Annotated in this window: 17 protein-coding genes; 7 read left to right on the forward strand and 10 right to left on the reverse strand. The window is 66.8% G+C overall.

Features of this window, described 5'->3' with window-relative positions; genetic code table 11:
* Positions 1-174: 174 nt before the first annotated feature.
* The 3 genes from ACSSV8_RS14290 to ACSSV8_RS14300 are packed head-to-tail and all read right to left on the reverse strand — an operon-like array spanning position 175 to position 2,876.
* Positions 175-837 (reverse strand): 2OG-Fe(II) oxygenase, encoded by a 663-nt coding sequence (locus tag ACSSV8_RS14290; RefSeq protein WP_454282891.1) that lies wholly within the window; start codon positions 835-837, stop codon positions 175-177.
* Positions 838-888: 51 nt separating this feature from the next.
* Complete coding sequence (locus ACSSV8_RS14295) at positions 889-1,719, reverse strand: nucleotidyltransferase family protein (RefSeq protein ID WP_454282892.1); 831 nt, start codon at positions 1,717-1,719, stop codon at positions 889-891.
* An 8-nt stretch (positions 1,720-1,727) separates the two neighbouring features.
* A complete protein-coding gene (locus tag ACSSV8_RS14300; RefSeq protein ID WP_454282893.1) occupies positions 1,728-2,876 on the reverse strand; it encodes an N-acetyltransferase in 1,149 nt (382 codons plus the stop codon).
* Positions 2,877-3,113: 237 nt separating this feature from the next.
* On the opposite strand from ACSSV8_RS14300, the gene ACSSV8_RS14305 reads away from it, so the two are divergent.
* The 4 genes from ACSSV8_RS14305 to ACSSV8_RS14320 are packed head-to-tail and all read left to right on the forward strand — an operon-like array spanning position 3,114 to position 6,839.
* Positions 3,114-4,082, forward strand: coding sequence for a lysophospholipid acyltransferase family protein (locus ACSSV8_RS14305; RefSeq protein ID WP_454282894.1), 969 nt, complete (start codon positions 3,114-3,116; stop codon positions 4,080-4,082).
* Positions 4,083-4,111: 29 nt separating this feature from the next.
* Entirely contained in the window at positions 4,112-4,759 is a 648-nt protein-coding gene (locus tag ACSSV8_RS14310) for a sterol desaturase family protein (protein WP_454282895.1), read from the forward strand.
* A 24-nt stretch (positions 4,760-4,783) separates the two neighbouring features.
* A complete protein-coding gene (locus ACSSV8_RS14315; protein WP_454282896.1) occupies positions 4,784-5,731 on the forward strand; it encodes a lysophospholipid acyltransferase family protein in 948 nt (315 codons plus the stop codon).
* Positions 5,724-6,839, forward strand: coding sequence for a mitochondrial fission ELM1 family protein (locus tag ACSSV8_RS14320; RefSeq protein WP_354539393.1), 1,116 nt, complete (start codon positions 5,724-5,726; stop codon positions 6,837-6,839). Before ACSSV8_RS14315 ends, ACSSV8_RS14320 begins: the two co-directional genes overlap by 8 nt.
* Here ACSSV8_RS14320 and ACSSV8_RS14325 read toward each other — a convergent pair.
* From ACSSV8_RS14325 to ACSSV8_RS14350, 6 genes are all read right to left on the reverse strand, one after another.
* Positions 6,823-8,529, reverse strand: a complete 1,707-nt coding sequence (locus ACSSV8_RS14325; protein WP_354539392.1) for an ABC transporter ATP-binding protein — start codon at positions 8,527-8,529, stop codon at positions 6,823-6,825. The two genes, ACSSV8_RS14320 and ACSSV8_RS14325, sit on opposite strands and share 17 nt — an antisense overlap.
* A 71-nt stretch (positions 8,530-8,600) precedes the next feature.
* A complete protein-coding gene (locus tag ACSSV8_RS14330) occupies positions 8,601-9,512 on the reverse strand; it encodes a metallophosphoesterase family protein (protein WP_354539391.1) in 912 nt (303 codons plus the stop codon).
* A gap of 19 nt (positions 9,513-9,531) precedes the next feature.
* Positions 9,532-10,731, reverse strand: a complete 1,200-nt coding sequence (gene spt, locus ACSSV8_RS14335; RefSeq protein ID WP_454282897.1) for a serine palmitoyltransferase — start codon at positions 10,729-10,731, stop codon at positions 9,532-9,534.
* Positions 10,728-10,985: an acyl carrier protein gene (locus tag ACSSV8_RS14340; protein WP_454282898.1), complete on the reverse strand. Its 258-nt coding sequence runs from the start codon at positions 10,983-10,985 to the stop codon at positions 10,728-10,730. Before ACSSV8_RS14340 ends, spt begins: the two co-directional genes overlap by 4 nt.
* Complete coding sequence (locus ACSSV8_RS14345; protein WP_454282899.1) at positions 10,975-11,925, reverse strand: NAD-dependent epimerase/dehydratase family protein; 951 nt, start codon at positions 11,923-11,925, stop codon at positions 10,975-10,977. Before ACSSV8_RS14345 ends, ACSSV8_RS14340 begins: the two co-directional genes overlap by 11 nt.
* Positions 11,922-13,724, reverse strand: coding sequence for a fatty acyl-AMP ligase (locus ACSSV8_RS14350; RefSeq protein ID WP_454282900.1), 1,803 nt, complete (start codon positions 13,722-13,724; stop codon positions 11,922-11,924). The genes ACSSV8_RS14345 and ACSSV8_RS14350 overlap by 4 nt, the downstream gene beginning before the upstream one ends.
* Before the next feature lie 318 nt (positions 13,725-14,042).
* Between ACSSV8_RS14350 and ACSSV8_RS14355 the strand changes: the two genes are divergently transcribed.
* Entirely contained in the window at positions 14,043-14,522 is a 480-nt protein-coding gene (locus ACSSV8_RS14355; protein WP_454282901.1) for a thioesterase family protein, read from the forward strand.
* 3 nt (positions 14,523-14,525) lie between these two features.
* Here ACSSV8_RS14355 and ACSSV8_RS14360 read toward each other — a convergent pair whose 3' ends face one another.
* A complete protein-coding gene (locus ACSSV8_RS14360) occupies positions 14,526-15,527 on the reverse strand; it encodes a DUF2125 domain-containing protein (protein ID WP_454282902.1) in 1,002 nt (333 codons plus the stop codon).
* A gap of 73 nt (positions 15,528-15,600) precedes the next feature.
* Between ACSSV8_RS14360 and ACSSV8_RS14365 the strand changes: the two genes are divergently transcribed.
* Both ACSSV8_RS14365 and ACSSV8_RS14370 read left to right on the forward strand, forming a co-directional pair.
* Positions 15,601-16,125, forward strand: coding sequence for a gamma-glutamylcyclotransferase (locus ACSSV8_RS14365; protein WP_454282903.1), 525 nt, complete (start codon positions 15,601-15,603; stop codon positions 16,123-16,125).
* A 65-nt stretch (positions 16,126-16,190) separates the two neighbouring features.
* Positions 16,191-17,396, forward strand: a complete 1,206-nt coding sequence (locus tag ACSSV8_RS14370) for a biopolymer transporter ExbB (protein ID WP_454282904.1) — start codon at positions 16,191-16,193, stop codon at positions 17,394-17,396.

The following is a 17,396-nucleotide window of genomic DNA, read 5'->3' on the forward strand; positions in this document are numbered from 1 at the left end:
GGTCCCAACATTGCTCAATTCTCCCGCTGGTCAGAAGAAGTGAATCAGCAACTTACGCTTCGATCAAGCACGAGTTTTTCAACAAAATAGGCCAACAGCCGCCCCCCCGCACAGCACCGGGCACCTTTTCTACCAGGTGCCGAACACGCCCGCCTGCACGTCCCGCCCGGCGGCTCAGCCGCGCCCGCCAAGCCCCTTGGCCAGACGCAGCAGTTTCTTGCCGGTATGGGTGCCAAGGCGCGAAATACGCTGCGCCTGAAGCGCGAGCGGGTCCGAGCGCACCCAGTTCACCTGCACCATGCGCCGCTCGCCGTCAAAGCGCTTGTAGCCGTGATAGCTGTTGTTCGACCGCTTGAACCCCAGAAGCGTGCCGCCGATCGGCGTCACCTCGGCCACGTAATCCTCGATGTCATGCTTGCTGCGCAGCATCCGCAGCTTGCCGCCCTCCTGATGCCATTCGGGGTTGAAGTAGAGCAGCACGGTCATGATCTTGGACCAGTGATCGGTGTGGATATTGCCGTCGCTCGGCTCCGACAGCTTGCGCACGGTGATGGTCTTGGTGGTCTGGCTCAGGTCGATGTCGAACTTGCGCGAGATCATCCGCTCGAATTCGGGGCAGTCGAGATCCTCGAGGATCTGCGCGAAGAGCGGGCCGTAGGTCAGGCTCTCGGGCTTGAAGTTGGCGGGCCGGTCGATATGCGGGTAATCCGCGTTCACCCGCTCCAGCATGTCCGCCGGGATCACGTCCTTGGCGACCATGAAGCTGAACGGTTCGGTGGTGAGCGGGGCCTTGTCGACGGCATCGAAATTCAGGAGTTTGGTTGCTGTGGTGGTCATGTCTGCATCTTTCTTTCGATGAAGGAACAGGGGGCGGGCAGGGGCGGGCCCTCAGGTCGGGGCAGGCTGCGGCGCGGGGGCCGCCTTGGCATAACGCTGAAGCACAACATAATCATCGACCGAGTCGACGTCCACCGAGGCGTGCGCATAGGGCAGCACGACCACGCCGATGCGCAGCCCCGCCTTGCGCGACAAAAGCGCCAGCGCGCGGTCGAGCGTGAGCCAGCCCATCCGGTAGCGCAGCACCGCAAGCACGCCCAGCATGCGGATCACCACCAGCGGCTTCTTGCGCTCGCGCTCGATCCTTCGCCAGAAATCGGCCATGCGGCGGCCATCGGCGGTGAGGAAGGCAAAGAGGTTGCAGCCGCAATATTGCCCGTCGGCAAAGCGCAGCACGGTTTTCTTGAGGTCGGGATAGGCCCCACGCACCAGATCGTAGGGCGCGAGCCCCACCACCACGTCACAGCCAGAGCGCGCCGCGTCGCGGCAGAAATGATCGACGATCTCGCTCGTGAGCAGCGGATGATCGGCGGTGGTGATCATCACCTTTTGGCCCTCGGGAAAACCGGTGAGCATCGCATAGGCGCTGGTCGAGGGGCTGGGTCCCGGCGCGGTCCAATCCACGCGCCCCGCCTCGATCAGCCCCGAGAGCACGTCCGAGCCGGTCACGACCGCCTCCGCCGGGCCGCTCAGATGCACCGAGGCGACCCGCGCGGCCCCCTCGAGCGCCGCGATGACCCGCGCGATCATGGGCTTTCCCGCGATCTCGATCAGCGCCTTGCTGGCAACGCCCGCGTGATCGCGCAAATCGTCCTGCGCGTCGCGCTCACCGGCAAGGATGACGGCGGCGAAATCGGGCGTCTGGGTCTCGGGTTCGGTCATGGGGGGCCTCAGAGCGGCTTTTGATAGAGGCGGTAGCGTTTGTGGATGGTGCTGCCGACCTCCTCGATGATGTGGCGCATACCGGCGTTATCCTCCAGAATCCAGCCCATCTCGACCCGGCTCACGCCGCGACGGATCATCTGCTTGCGCACCGCGTCGATCACCAGAAAGGCCACCGTCGGCCCGAGGCGCGAATACTGGTGCTCCTTGCGCACGCCCATCAGCGCGACGCGCGTGCTTTTGGCGCCGCGCACCTTCAGCCGCCACAAAAGCTTCGCCCAGCCGAACGGGAACAGCCGCCCGCGAAGGTCGTGGATCATCTCGTTGAGGTTCGGGAACGCGGTGATGAAGGCCACCGGCTTGCCGTCGATCTCGGCAAACTGGATATAGTCGTCGGGCAAAAGCATCAGGAGCGCCTTGGCGGTCTCGTCGAATTCCTCGGGCGTAAAGGGCACGAACCCCCAGTTATCCGACCAGGCATCGTTGAAGATGTCGCGCATCGCCGCAATGTCGGCGGCCTTGTCCTTGCGGTTGAAGGGGCGGATCCTGACCTTGCGGCTGGCGCGCTCCGCCAGCTTGGTCATGACGGGCGGTGCCACGAAATCGGGCTGCACCATGTAGGTCAGCAGGTCCTTGACGCCCGCAAAGCCCTGTTGCTCGATGCGCGGGCCATAGTAGCGCGGCGCATGGCCCATCATGATGTAGGGGGGGCTGTCGAAATTCTCGACCAGAAGGCCGATTTCCTCGTTGATCGTCAGGTTGTAGGGGCCGCGCACATGTGCCGCGCCGCGCGCGCGCAGCCACGCCCCGGCCGTCTCGAAAAGGGCCGCGAACACTTCCGCGTCATCGACCGCCTCGAGCATCCCGAAATAGCCGAGCTTGCCGCCCTCCACCTCGGGCTGGAGGCGGTCCATCTGCGCGGTGATGCGGCCCACGGCCTCGGCCCCGCGATACGCCACCCAGCGGGCCACCTCGCAATGCGCGAACAGCGGCTTGTTCTGATAGACGCGCTGTTTCTGCTCGAAGAGGAGCGGCGGCACAAAGGCCGCGTCACCGGCATAAATCCGCTCAGGCAGGCGCAGGAAATCGCGCGCCGCGCGGCCACTTTCCGCCGGACGGACGTCGATCGGGGCGCTTGCGGGCGCGGGGATTGCCATCTGGTGCCTTTCGTTATGCCGGGGGCGGATGCCTTGGCGGTCCGTCTGCAGACGCTCAAGCCTTGCCGCATCGGGGCCATGAAGGGCAAGCCCCCCTGCCTGCCGGGGATCCGAAACCGGTAAGATTGTTACAGATCCGTGCGCCACGGGCGGCGGGCCCATGCCACAAAAGGCTTGCAGATCAGAGGTCAAACCCCGATGAACCGGGGACAACCGTTCACCGCTCAGGGGGCCGTCTTGGCCAAGTTCATCCTCGGAAGCCATCTCCGCCACAAGGCGCTTGAAAGCCGGGCCGTCAGCAATGCGTTGTGGTTCGTCGATCTGGCCTTTGTCGGCACCATGGCGGGGTTTTTCCGGATTCTGCCGCTGCCGTGGGCCTCGGCCACGGGGGCGGGGTTTGGCCGGTTTCTGGGCCGCATCTTCAAGAACCGCACCCGCCATGTGCGCGCCAACCTGACGCTCGCGCTGCCGGGCAAATCGCCCGCCGAGATCGACCGTCTGGCCGAAGAGGTCTTGGGGAATGCGGGCGCGGTCTTCGCCGAATATCCGCATCTTGCCAAGTATACCGACCCAAAGCGCGGCCTTCTGCGCATCGAGACGGTCGAGAATGACCCGGCCTATTGCCGCCCCGGCACGCCCGTGGTCTTCGTCGCCGCCCATCTCGGCAACTGGGAGGTGGCCTGCGCCGCGATGACGCAGATGGGGATCCGCTCCTATGCGCTTTATGCGCCGCTGGCCAATCCGTGGCTGGACAAGATCATGCTGCGCTATCGCGCGCGGCTTGGCTGCGAAACGGTGTCGCGCGACGCCGGGGTGCGGGTTTTCATGCAGGCGCTCAAGAAGGGCGAGGCCCCGGCGATGATCATCGACCGCCGCGTTGAAGGGGGCAAGCCGATCCCGTTTTTCGGCGCGGACAAGGACAGCTCCACCCTGCCTGCGGGCCTTGCGCTGCGCTTTGGCGCGCCGCTTGTGCCGGTGCAGGTCGAGCGGCACGCGGGCGCGCGCTTTACCGTGCGCTTTCACGCGCCGCTTGTCCTGCGCAACCCCGAGGCCGACACGGACGCGCAGGCGCTCGACCTCACCCGCCAGATCCACGAGCGGTTCGAGGAATGGATCACCGCGCGGCCGGGCGAATGGCTTTGCACCAGCAAAATCTGGCGCGGCGCTGTTCTTCGGGCGAGAACCGACATATATAAGCCGGTATGATGCCGCGCATGCAGCCAAGAGGCCACCCGATGTCCGATCTTCAACCCAGCCGCCGTCACCGCGTGGACGACTCTGTCCGCCTGTTCAAGAATCCGCTGCTGGAAAAACTCAGCCATGTGCATCCGATCGTGCCGCTTCTGGTCTGGTCGCCGGTCGCGGGCTGGCTGATCTGGCGGGCTGTGGCCACGCATGGCCTGGGCCTGGGCGGTCTGGCGCTGATCGGGGTTGCGGGGCTGGTGACATGGACGCTGGCGGAATACCTGCTGCACCGCTACCTGTTCCACTTCGAGCCGAAAACCGATCTGGGCCGCCGCTTCATCTATCTCTTTCACGGCGTCCACCATGACACGCCGCAGGACAAGACGCGCCTTCTGATGCCGCCCGCCGGGGCGCTGCCGATCATCGCCGTGCTCTATCTCATGTTCTGGCTGGTCCTGCCCTACCCCTGGGCCGAGCCGTTCACCGGTTTCTTCATCATCGGTTATCTGGTCTACGACTATATTCACTACGCCACGCATCACTTCCCGATGAAGCATCCGGCGCTGCAATTCCTCAAGCATTACCACATGCGCCACCATTTTTCGGGCGAGCATGGGCGCTACGGGGTATCCTCGCCGTTCTGGGACCGGGTGTTCGGCACTTATCCCGAGAAATCGGACCGCGCCGCCCGCCGCTGAGGCGCGCGGCGCCGGGATCGAGCCATGGCGAAATACTACCTGCTGCCCAAATCCCTGATGGACCGCCTGCCGGGCCTGCAAACCCCGGTCTGGCTGCTGGAGGCGGGGGTGTTTCACCTGCTTTACGGGCTGGCGCGGCTCATGCCGGTGGGTGCGGCGGGGCGGGTCTTTGGCTGGCTTCTGGGCACGCTGGGAAAGTATAACCCCAACAAACAGCGCCCGGTCCGGCGCAATCTCGCGGTGGTGATGCCAGAGGCCGACGAGGCCACGCGCGACCGGGTGATGCGCGAGATCTTCCGCTCCACCGGGTTGGCTGCGGTGGAGTTGTTCCTGCTCGACCGGATCTGGCGCGGGCGCGACCGCTATCTGGAATTCTCGGTCCACCCCGAGGCGGAGGCCCTGATCCGCCGCAAGGCCCCCATCGTCTTTGCCACCGCCCATACCGGCGCGTGGCAGTTGACCAATCTCATCGGGCGCAAGCATGACCTGTCCATCGCCGTGCTCTATGCGCCTGACAGCAACCCATGGATGGACCGTTTCTTCCTTGCGCGCAGGCGGCATTTCGGCGGGCCGCTGGTGCCAAGCGCGGGTGGTGCGCGCGACACGCTGCGCGAACTGGCCGCCGGACGTTCGGTCGGGGCGGCGTTTGACACACGCATCGACGAGGGCGAGGCGGTGCCGTTTTTCGGCGTGCCCGCGATGACCAACACGCTGCCCGCCATGCTGGCGCTGCGCGGTTATCCGCTCATCCCGATCCGGGCAGTGCGCCTGCCCGGCGCGCGCTACCGGATCGAGGTGATGGCCCCGTTCGCCCCCGCCGACACGGATGCCCCGCGCAAGGATCAGGTGCTGGAGTTGACCGCGCGGCTCAATGCCGTGTTCGAGGACTGGATCCGCGAGGATCCGGGCCAATGGCTGTGCATGAAGCGGCGCTGGCCCAAGCCCCGCCCGCCACGGGCCGCCGATGTCTGAGCCGCGCGTCTGGGTGCTCGACGCCTACCGCGCGGGCGAGCGCACGCAACTCAGCGCGCTGGCGACGGCGCTTGGCTGGCCTTTCGAGGTCAAGCGGCTCTCCTATCGCCGGTTCGGGCTGGCAAGCGCGCTTTTCCTGCGCAACGATCTGAAGGGCGTCGATCCGGCGGGGTCCGATCCGCTTGGCCCCCCCTGGCCCGATCTGGTGCTTTCCATCGGGATGCGCAACGAGCCGGTGGCGCGCTGGGTCCGCGACCGCTCGGGCGGGCGCACGAAGCTTGTGTTCCTCGGGCGGCAATGGGCCGATCCGCGCCATTTCGACCTGATCATCACCACGCCGCAATATCCGGTGCCCGACCGGCCCAACGTCTTGCGCAACGCGCTGCCGTTGCACGGGGTCACGCGGGCGCGGCTCGATGCGGCTGCCGCCCTCTGGGCATCGCGCCTGGCGCATCTGCCGCGCCCCTGGCTCACGGTGAATATCGGCGGCACGAGCGGGCCCTATGCCTTTGGTCCTCATGCGGCCGCGCGCCTCGTGCGCGATACGCTGGCGCTGGCGCGTGCGCGGGGTGGCTCGCTTCTGGTCAGTTCCAGTGCGCGCACACCGGCCGTTGCGCTCGACGCCTTTGCCGCACAGCGCGAGGTGCCGATGCAGCTCTATCGCTGGCGGCGCGACGATCCGGACAACCCCTATCTGGGCTTTCTGGCGCTCGCCGATGAGGTGATCGTGACCGCCGACAGCATTTCCATGCTGGCCGAGGCCCATGCCACGGGCCGCCCTGTGCATATGTTCGATACCGGCGCGGGGCTGGGTTCGATGCGTCATGACATGCTCTGTGCTGCGGGCGAGGGGGACGCGGCCCGCGCATGGGCCAAGGCTGATCCCGACCGTGCCGACCATGCCCCCGGCGCGCGCGCCTATCGCGCGCTGATGCGCTATGGCTGGTCCTATCTGAGCCGCGATATCAGCCGGTTGCACCTGCGGCTTGTGCGCTCGGGGCGGATGGTCTGGCTGGGGGACGCGCCGCCGCCCTCACGCGGCGGGCAAGAGCCTGACGACATGGCCCGCGCCCGCGACGCCATTCGTGCGCTTATCCCGCGCGGCTGAGCGTGCCGCCCACCTCGAGCCGGTGCACCACGTCTGCGGCCTGCGCAAGGCTCTCGTTATGGGTGATGGCGAGGATCGTCAGATCGGTCTTGAGCGCCTGAAGCGTGGCGATGATATCGGCCTCGCTTTCGGGATCGAGCGCGCTTGTCGCCTCGTCGAGGATGAGCAGGCAGGGCGCGTTGATCAGCGCGCGGGCAATGGCGATGCGCTGGCGTTGGCCACCCGAGAGCCTGCCGCCACGCTCGCCCACCACCGTCTCCAGCCCCTCGGGCAGGGCGCGCACAAACTCCCAGGCCCCGGCCTTTTCCAGCGCGGCGCGCGCCTGTGCCTGGGAAATCGCCGGGTCGCCAAGCGTGACATTGTGCAACACCGTGTCGTGCAGAAGCACCGTCTCCTGCGGCACATAGCCCACCATCCGCCGCCAGACGCGAAGATCGACCGTCTCGAACGGCACGCCATCAATACTGATCTCGCCACGTTCGGGGCGCAGAAGGCCGATCACCAGATCGACGATCGTGGTCTTGCCCGAACCGGACGGCCCCACCAGCGTGGTGATCCGGTGCGCGGGGATGTCAAGGTCAAGCCCGCCAAGGACCGCATGCCCCTCATAGGCAAAGCGCACATCCTTTAGGGTGATCCCGCGCTCCAATGTCGGCGTGACATGGCCGCCCAGATGCTCCTGTTCGGCCAGGGCACGCGCGCTGGTTTCCTTGAGCGACCAATAGGCGCTCTCGGCCTGCGCGAGCTTCTGATATTGCTTCTGCACCTTGCCGAGAAAGGCGAACGTCCGCCCGAGCGCCACCGCGAGGATGAGCACGGTGGCGAATTCCATCGAGAGCACGCCAATCGCCAGATAGACGCCGAAGGCGATCAGCATGACGAACATCAGGTCCTGGCCCGCATCGAGCGCCGCCCCTGCCAGCACCTGCTTGCGCAGCGCCTTGTTGAGGCGGTTGGTCTCACCGCGCAGCATGTCGTCGGTCTGGTTCTCGCGCGCCATCGCCTTGAGCGGCTTGACCGATTGCAGCATGTCGGTGAGGTGCGACATGAGCGAGATCATCAGCTCGGTCTGCCGCTTGCCCGCCCGCCGCGTCATCCGCACCAGGAAATGCGACACCCAGATCACCACCGCCCCGGCCATGAGGCCAAGCACCGTTGCCTTCCACGACACGGCAAGCGCGACCGAGCCATAGACAATCGCCTGAATGAAGAAGGTGAGGGCGGTCGCGCCGAACATGTAGGCGTCCGCCCCCCGCTGTGCCTCGGTGGCAAGCGCATTGGTCAGCTTGCCCGCCGGTTGATGCAGGAAAAAGCTCCAGCGGCTGCGCATCATGTTGCGCAACACTTCAAGGCGCATGTCCGTCGCCACCCGCGCCGCCGTATAGCCGACCTGCCGCTGCGCCACGAGCAGCAGGATCGCCTTGAGAGTCGCCATGGCCACGATGAGCAGCAACAGCGCACCAAGCGTCGGTGGCACCCCGAGCCAGGCCAGCACGTCAAGCACCACCTGTTCCAACTCCCCCGGCGGGCTGGCATTTTCGGCACCCTCGCCCGAGGACAGCGCGATCTTGAGCATCGGCAGCATCGCCGAGAGGCCCAGGCCCTCGGCAAGCCCTGACAGAAAGAGCGCCAGCACCATGAGGAAACTCGGCATCGGATAGGCGCGGAAGAGGTGGATCATCAGGCGCATGGCGTGGCTTTCCGGTTGAGTGTGCGCTCTATCGCCTCGGGGCGCGGGAATGTCCACCGGCCCCGGGCGCGTTACGGCGCGGCATGGGCGCGCGCGAGGTGATGGGTGGCGGCATGGCTTGTCTCCATGCCGTCGGTCGTGTGGCGACGGGCCGTCAGAGCGACCTGCCAGCCCCCCGCGACCGGGGCGATATGGTAGAGGTGGTAGGCGGCCGCTTCGGGATGGGTGGCCGAGGCGGAAGGCACGCCGATCACCGGGGCCACGCCGCTGGCGGTGTCCATCTGCTGGTGGTGGCTGCGGTGGCTGTGGCCGTGGAGCACCAGTTCCGCTCCCTCGCGCGCCAGCACCGCGCGTAGCGCGGGCGCGTCCAGCAGCCGCTTGCGCGCCGTCACCGTGCCGTCGAGCGGCGGGTGATGCACCATGACCACGCGGCAGAGGCCCTCGGCGCGCGCCTGTGCCAGCACCCCCGCCAGCCGGTCAAGCTGCGCCGCCCCCACCGCGCCCACGGCACGGCCGGGGGCAGAGGCGACGGCACTCGACACGCCGATCAGCGCCAGTCCCCCGCGCTGCCGCAGCCAGGGAAAACCACCCCCGTCATCGCCCTGCCAGTAGGGCCGCCACGCAGGCGCGCCCGCCTCCCACGAGCCGCGCACCAGCGCCTCGTGATTGCCGGGAATGAGCATGACGCGGGACGCATCGCCCAGTGCGTCGAGCCATTTGCGTGCGCCGTCATATTCCACCGGCAGGCCCAGATTGGTGAGGTCCCCCGTCACCGCGATCAGATCAGGCGTGGCCGCTTGCATATCGGCCACCAGCCGCGCCAGAACCTCGGGCCGGTGCACCTTGTGCCGCTTGCGCCGCCAGGACAGCAGGCTCAGCGCGCGCTTGTTGAGCACGTCGCGCCAGTCCACGCGCGCGGGCAGCGGCAAATGCACATCCGACAGATGCGCCAGCATCACGCCGCGCTCGGGGGTTGCCTGCACCGCCTGCCGCCTCCTGCCGTTACTCGGCCACCGCCGTGGCAGCCCCGGCGCGCACAGTCTCGAAGGCCGCCAGGATGCGGTCGATCTGATCGAAGCTGTGCCCGGCGCTCAGACTGCACCGCAGCAGCGATGCGCCCTCAGGCGCGGCAGGCGGCACCACGAGGTTGACATAGACCCCCTGATCCAGCAGCGCGTTCCACATCCGCGCCGCCTCGTCATGCGAGGGCACCTGCACCGCAATGACCGGGCCTGGCCCCGAGGCGAGGCGATAGCCAAGGGCCGTCAACCCTTCATGCAGCCTGCGCGCATTGGCCCAGAGGCTTTGCTTCAACTCGGGCCGCCCGCGCACGGCCTTGAGGGCGGTATGCGCCGCTGCGATGCTGGCGGGGCTGGACGAGGCGGTGAAGATATAGGGGCGGCTGCCATAGCGCAGAAGCTGCAATTCGGGGTGGCGGCTGACGCAGAATCCGCCCAGCGAGGCGAGGCTTTTTGAAAACGTCCCGGTGATGAAATCCACCTGATCGAGGATGCCCTCCTCCTCGCACAATCCGCGCCCGGTCTCGCCATAGACGCCGAAGGAATGCGCCTCGTCCACCATGAACCAGGCGCCGAATTCCTTGGCCACCGCGCAGAGATCGGCTAGGGGCGCGGTATCGCCCCACATGCTGTAAAGCCCCTCGGCGATGACGAGCGAACCCTCCGCCGCGCCGCCCAGACGGCGCAGCCGCTTGCGCAGGTCCTCCGCGTCATTGTGCTTGAACGCAAAGAAATCCGCGCCGCTGATCCGGCAGCCGTCATAGATGCAGGCATGGCTGTGGCTGTCCAGCACGACCTTGTCGCCGGGTTGCAACAGCGCCATCAGGAGGCCGAGATTGGTCTGATACCCGGTGGAAAAGAGCATCGCCGAGGGCACGCCGTAAAAGCGCGCGAATTCCTCTTCAAGGGCGGCATGGCTGGAAAAACTGCCATTGGCCATGCGCGAGCCGGTGGTGCCGCTCCCCTCTTCGTGCATCGCCTTGCAGGCGGCCTCGATGATTTCGGGATCGAACGTCAGGCCCATGTAGTTGTTGGTGCCGGCAAGGATCGTCGGGCGTCCCGCGATCACCGCCTCGGTGGACGAGAGAAACCGCTCCATCACGATGCGGCTCGGGTCGGCCTTCAGCCCGCGCAGCCCGTCGCGGACCTGCGCCATCTCATTGAACCGTGTGGTGATGCTCATGCCCTGTCCTCGATGAGTTGAGAGATTTTATCGGCCAGTTCGCGGATCGTGGTGATATCGGCCATCATGTTGAGCGGCAGGCCGATATCATAGTGATCCTCGATCTCGACCAGCAATTCCATCAGATTGACCGAATCGAGGCTCAGATCGTCGGCCAGCTTCGTGTCGGGGCCAAGATTGCCGGCGGCCTTGGGGAACCGCTCCAGAAAGCCGTAAAGCGTCTCGATGATCTCGTCCTGTGTCTCAGTTGACATGGCTCTTGCCTCTCTCGGGTTGCGGCTGTGGTGCCTGCCAGAGCCCGCGAAGCCCCTCGGCCAGCGGGATGAGCGGTTGCCAGCCGGTGGCGGCGCAGAGCGCGGTGTTGTCGGCCACCCAGTCGGGGTGGCGCAACTCGCGCAGCTTGCCGGGGCTCAGCATCGGCTGATAACCGAAAAGCCGCGCGGCGAAAAGATTGGTCGTGGCGATCATGTGCATGAGCGCGCCGGGAAGGGGGATGCGCCAGCCGCGCCCGCGCCCCGCGACGCGCTCGACGATGGCCGCGATCTCCTCCCAGCCATAGCCGCCCGCGCGCCCGTCATCGAGCTCGAACGTGCCGGGGGCGGGGTGCGCCATGAGCGCGAGAATGGCGCGCGCCAGATCGTCGACATGCAGAAGCGAGGCGCGCGCGCCCTTCGCCCCCGGCAACGGCACGATGCCGCGCGCCATGGTCTCGAAGAGCGGCACAAGCTCGCGGTCGCCGGGTCCGTAGATCGCGGGCGGCCGCAGGATGGTGTGATCAAGGCCCGAGGCGGCCAGAAGCGCCTCACCCTCGCGCTTGCTTGCCGCGTAATGCGAAAGCTGCGGTTCGCGCGCGGCGAGCGAGGAAATCAGGATCATGCGCGGCGGTGTGGGCTGTGCTAAGGCGATGCCCGCCACGCGCGCCACGCCTGTCGCATTGACGGGGCGAAAATCGCGCGCGTCGCGCCCGCGCACCACGCCTGCCACATGAATCACGGTGCCCACCCCCGCCATCAGCCGCCCGAGCGCCGCCTCGTCGGCAAGGTCGCCCGTCACGCTCTCAAGCGCGGGATGCGAGAGGCCGAGCGGCGTGCGGTGAACCAGTGCGCGCACGCCGTAGCCCTCGGCCAGAAGCCGCGCGACCAGGGCTTGCCCGACAAACCCCGCAGCCCCCGTGACCGCGACCTGTCGGCTCATGCAATGTAACGGATCGGTGCCTCGTCCACGGCCTCGGGTTGCGCAGGGGCAGGCTGCACGGGCACCGAGGCTGCCGCCAGTTGCCGCGCCATATGGTCCAGCCGCGCGCGCGCGCGGGCCAGCTTGCCCGAGGAGGTGCGCGGCAGAGTCCGGGTTGGCACCAGTTCCACCCGGCAATCAATGCCGAATTCGCTGCGCACCATGCCGGTGATGGTCTTGACCAGACGCGCGCGCTTGATCTCGTCGCGCTCGCGGCATTGCACCACGATCACCGCCTTTTCCGTCTTGCCGTCCTCGGACGGCACCGAGAAGGCCGCAACGTCGTTATAGCTCACGCCCGGCTGGCTTTTCGCCAGATGTTCGAGGTCCTGCGGCCAGATGTTGCGGCCGTGAATGATGATCATGTCCTTCTTGCGGCCCGTCAGGAACAGCCGCCCGCCCGCGAGATAGCCGATATCGCCGGTATTGAGCCAGCCATCGGCGCTCAGCGCCTCGCGCGTCATCTCGGGGTCCTGGAAATAGCCGCTCATCACGCTCGGGCCACGCAGATGGATCACGCCCGCGTGCCGCTCGGGCAGGGGCTGGCCGTTTTCGTCACGGATTTCGATGTCAAAGGTCGGCAGCAATGCGCCGCAATCGACATAGCGCGCAACGCGGCGTTCGCTGCCCTCGGCCTCGGCGGGGTCGAGCGGGCGGGCGATGCCGTCATGCTGCATGTCCTCGGAATCGATATGGTCGATCCGCACTTCTTCATCGAGGCCGAGAAAGCTGATCCCGAGCGAACATTCCGCCATGCCGTAGCAGGGCAGGAAGGCGGTCTTGCGGAACCCGGCGGGGGCCAGCACCTCGGCAAAGCGCTCGAGCGGTTCGGGGGTGATCATCTCGGCCCCCACGCAGGCCACGCGCAGCGCGCTGAGGTCGAGCCCTTCGGCATCGCGCGCGCGAATACGCATCACCGCCAGTTCATAGGCAAAGGGCGGCGCGGAGGTGATCGTGGCACGGTTCGCGGACATCATCTCGAGCCATTTGCGCGGGCGCATGGCGAAATCATGGGTGCCAAGGAAATCCACCGACCGCTGCGTCGCCATCGGCATGATGATGAAGGCCACCAGCCCCATGTCGTGATAGAAGGGCAGCCACGAGCTGAACCGGTCGTCCTCGTGCAGCTTGAGCCCGTTCGCGGACATGTCGCGGATATTGGCCAGCACGGTTTTCTGGTCGATCACCACGCCGCGCGGAAAGCGCGTGCTGCCGGAGGTATACTGGATATAGGCGGTGCTTTCGGGGGTCACGCCGGGCAGAACGCCCGTGGCCTCGGGCAGCGCGTCAAACGTCTCGGGCGTGCCCGCGCAGGCAAGGTCCATATCGGCCACCGCCTCAGCGAGAAAATCGGCCCAGTCCGCTGTCGCCATCGCCGCCGACGCCCCGCAATTGCGGATCAGCTGCGCCAGTTGCGCCACATAGGCCGCGTGTCCGCCGATCTGGATCGTGGCAGGCATTGGCACCGGCACGAGGCCCGCATACTGACAGGCCCAGAAGAAGCGCACGAAATGCGGCGAGGTCTCGGCCACCAGCGCCACGCGCCCGCCAGGCTCGATCCCGAGGCTCATGAGACGGCGGGCGAGTTCCATCGCCTCAATGCGCAACTCGGCATAGGTGGACGAGGCATAGATCTCGCCGCGCGCATTGTAGAAATTGACCCCGGTTTTCCCTTGCGCGGCGTAATCGAGCGCCTCGCACAGAGTGGGGAAATCAGCCTTTCGCAAGGCCAGATCATGCGAACTGCCGGTCGCTTGCATCGGGTTGTCCTTTGTCCTCGGGGCCTCGTTCTGCCAATCCGTCGGGCATCGGGCCATTCTGCTCGCCACGTCTGGTGGGTGACAGCTTGGATAGATACAACCTGTCGTTTTATGTCAAGCGTGCTGCCCGATGGCCCCGGGGGACACCGGAAAACATAGGCGATATCCTGCGATTTGCGTCACGAATGGTTTCCGTTTCGTAACAGTGTGACGAAACCGGGGCACGGGCTGCGCGCGTTATCCATCGCAAGACCCTAGCCCACGGGCGCGAAACCGCGTTAGGATCGGGCAAACCTGCCCCTTTGAAAGGCCCCGCAAATGACCCAAGCCGCCCCGTTCCGCTCTGGCATCCACCGCGTCGAGGAAGGCTGGATCGACTACAACGGCCATATGAACATGGGTTATTATACCGTCCTTCTGGATCGTTGTGGCGACGAGGCGTTTGCCGAGATGGGCTTTGGCCCCGATTACGTGGCGGCGCGCGGGCTGACCACCTACACGGCGGAATTCCACATCCGCTACCTGCGCGAGGTCAAGCTGGGCGACCGGCTTTTCAGCACGTTCTATCTGCTCGATCATGACGAAAAGCGGTTTCATGCGTTCCAGGAGCTTTACCACGAGGATGGCTGGCTTGCCGCGACCGGCGAGGGGTTGACGCTGCATGTCGATCTGTCGGGTCCGCGCGTCGTGGCAATGCCCGAGGATATCGCGGCGCGCGTGGCCGACATGGCCCGCGCCCATGCCGACCTGCCGCGCCCCGAAGGCGTGGGCAGCCGCATCGGCATCCGGCGCAAATAGCCCTCAGCGCAGCCGCAGCACCGGTGCGGGGCCGATGGGCACCGGCCCCAGCCAGATGCGCCCGCCCCGCAATCCCAGCGGAATGTCGAGCGTCTCGGGGTTGCCCGCCATGCGCGCCATCATGCCCAGCCCCGACTCGACGCTGCCCGCAAGGCTCTCGGGCAGGACGCCCGCCACGCGCATCAAGGTCACGATCTCGCGCCAGTTGCGCGCCTTGAGCGTGATCTCGCCCTCGGGAAGGCCTTGCGCATCCACCTTCACCGTGCCCGCCGCCTGAAGCTGCAACTCGCCCCAGCGGCCATCGGCAAGCGCGACCTTGATTTGCGTGGGCTGCGGGCGGGCGCGCTCGATGGCGCTTCGGTCCCAGGGCTTGTCAAAGGTCACGGTCAGATCGGCGCTGGCCCCGCTGATCATTTGCGGCAGGCGGTTCTCGGGATCGAGCATCGCGCGCCAGGGTGCGGCGAGGGTCAGCCCCTCGGCGCGCAGCCCAAGGCGATAGGTCGCCCCCTCCATCCGCTCGGCGGCCAGTGTGAGCGCCGAGAGCGCGGTGGTCTCATCAACCCGCGCCTGCGGTGTCACGCGCAGAAACTCGGCCGTGAGCGTCATCCGCCGGGGGGCCAGCGCGGTATCCGGCGCGATGACCAGCGAGGCCCGCATGTCGCGGCTCTCGACCACGAATTTCTCCTGCGGGGTGGCGACAAGCTGCCGGTCGGGCCAGACCGCGATGACATGGTTGGGCCTGTAGCTCAGCGCGTTGATCTGAAAGCGCGGCACCTCCCACGCAAGCCCGCTTTGCGGATCGGCCAACACCAGATCCTCGAACACCGTGTCGAACCGGTTGGGAAATCCCTGCACGCCGAGCGCGCCGGTTTCGGCCACCCAGCCCTCGGCGCGGCGCGCATCGAACCACTGCGAGAACGCCGCCTCGATCCCGCGACTGCCCACGAACCAGTAACCGCCCCAGAGCGAGGCGCCCAGAATGAGGATGGCAAGCAAGCTGCGCATGACAAAAGCCCCTTTCATGCCCGGTTCGAGCCGTGTTTATAAGGGCGTGTGCGCGAGGAACAGGGGAAACGGCATGTGGGTGTTCGGCTATGGGTCGCTGGTGTGGAATCCGGGCTTTGACACGGTCGAGCGCGTGATCGCGCGACTGCCGGACTATCGGCGCAGCTTCTGCATGCGCTCGATCCACCATCGCGGCACGGTCGAGGCACCGGGGCTGGTGCTGGCGCTCGACCGGGTGCCGGGCGGCGCGTGCGAGGGGGTGGCGCTGCGCGCCCATCCCGACCGCGCCGAGGAGGTGCTGGCCTACCTGCGCGAGCGCGAACTGATCTCCTCGGCCTATCTGGAACGGCAACTCGACCTCTCGCTCGCCGACGGCCGCCGCGTCGAGGCGGTGACCTATGTGGTCGACCCCGACCACGATCAGTATTGCGGCGGGCTCGATCTCGAGGAACAGGCGCAGATCATCGCCCGCGCCCATGGCGGGCGGGGGCCGAATACCGAATATCTCTTCAACACGACCGCCCATCTTCAAGAGCTTGGCCTGCACGACTCAGAGCTGGACTGGCTGGTGCGCCGGGTGCGCCATATCTGTGGATAAGCCTTGGCTTGACCGCCCAAGCCGCGTAGGCTGCGCGCGATAAACACCGTGTCGGGAGCGTCCACATGGACCAGCCGGACCGCGAGGTCGAGCCGCAGTTTTCCTATCCCTACCGCCAGATCGTGCTCATGCTCGTGGTTCTGGGGCTGACCGGGCTTGGTGCTTTCGTCGCGGCCCCGCGTGTGCTGCCGGTCTTCGAGGCCAACCCCTGGCTCAACGGGTTCATCTTCTTCGTTTTCGTTCTGGGCGTGATCGCCACCTTCTGGCAGGTCGTGCAACTGATCGGCTCGGCGCGCTGGATCGAGGGCTTTGCCGGCGAGGTGCCGGGCCACGAGATGACGCGCCCGCCCGCCATGCTGGCACCGCTGGCCACGATGCTGCGCGGGCGCGGGCGGCGGATGCAGATCGCCTCGACCTCCGCGCGCTCGATCCTCGATTCGGTGGCGCAGCGCATCGACGAGGCGCGCGAGATCACCCGCTACATCGTCAGCCTGCTGATTTTCCTCGGCCTTCTGGGCACGTTCTATGGCCTCGCCACCACCATTCCGGCGGTGGTGGACACGATCCGCAGCCTCGCGCCGCAACCCGGAGAGGAAGGGGTGGATATCTTCAATCGCCTCATGACCGGGCTCGAGGCGCAACTGGGCGGCATGGGCGTGGCTTTTGCCTCGTCGCTTCTGGGGCTGTCGGGCTCCCTGGTAGTGGGGCTACTCGAACTCTTCGCAGGTCACGGCCAGAACCGCTTTTACCGCGAGCTTGAGGAATGGATCTCGACCATTACCCGTCTGGGTTTCGCCGAGGGAGAGGGCGAGGGCAGCGGTGTGGCCCATGTGCTCGACGCGATGGCCGAGCAGATGGGCGAGCAGATGGACGCGCTTCAGGCGATGTTTTCGCAGGCCGAGATGAGCCGCGCGGTGGTCGACGAAAAGCTTGGCGTGCTGGCCGACTCCCTCGAACGGCTGACCCACCGGATGAGCGAGCAGAACCCGGTTCAACTGGCGCTCTTGCGCGTGGCCGAGGGGCAGGAGCGCCTGGCCGAGGCGATCGAGGCGCGTGAGACCTCCGAGGGGCTCGATGCCGAGAGCCGGATGCGCCTGCGCTCGATCGACGTGCAGATGCTGCGCATCCTCGAAGAGATCAGCGCCGGACGGCAGGAAACCATGACCGAATTGCGCACCGATCTGGCCGCGCTCACCCGCCTTCTGGGACAGGCGCGGGCGGGGGCACCACGCCCCGTGCGCCCGGTTGTGCCGCGCGGCGAGGAGGGCTGA

The organism is Roseovarius sp. MBR-79, from assembly GCF_053628555.1.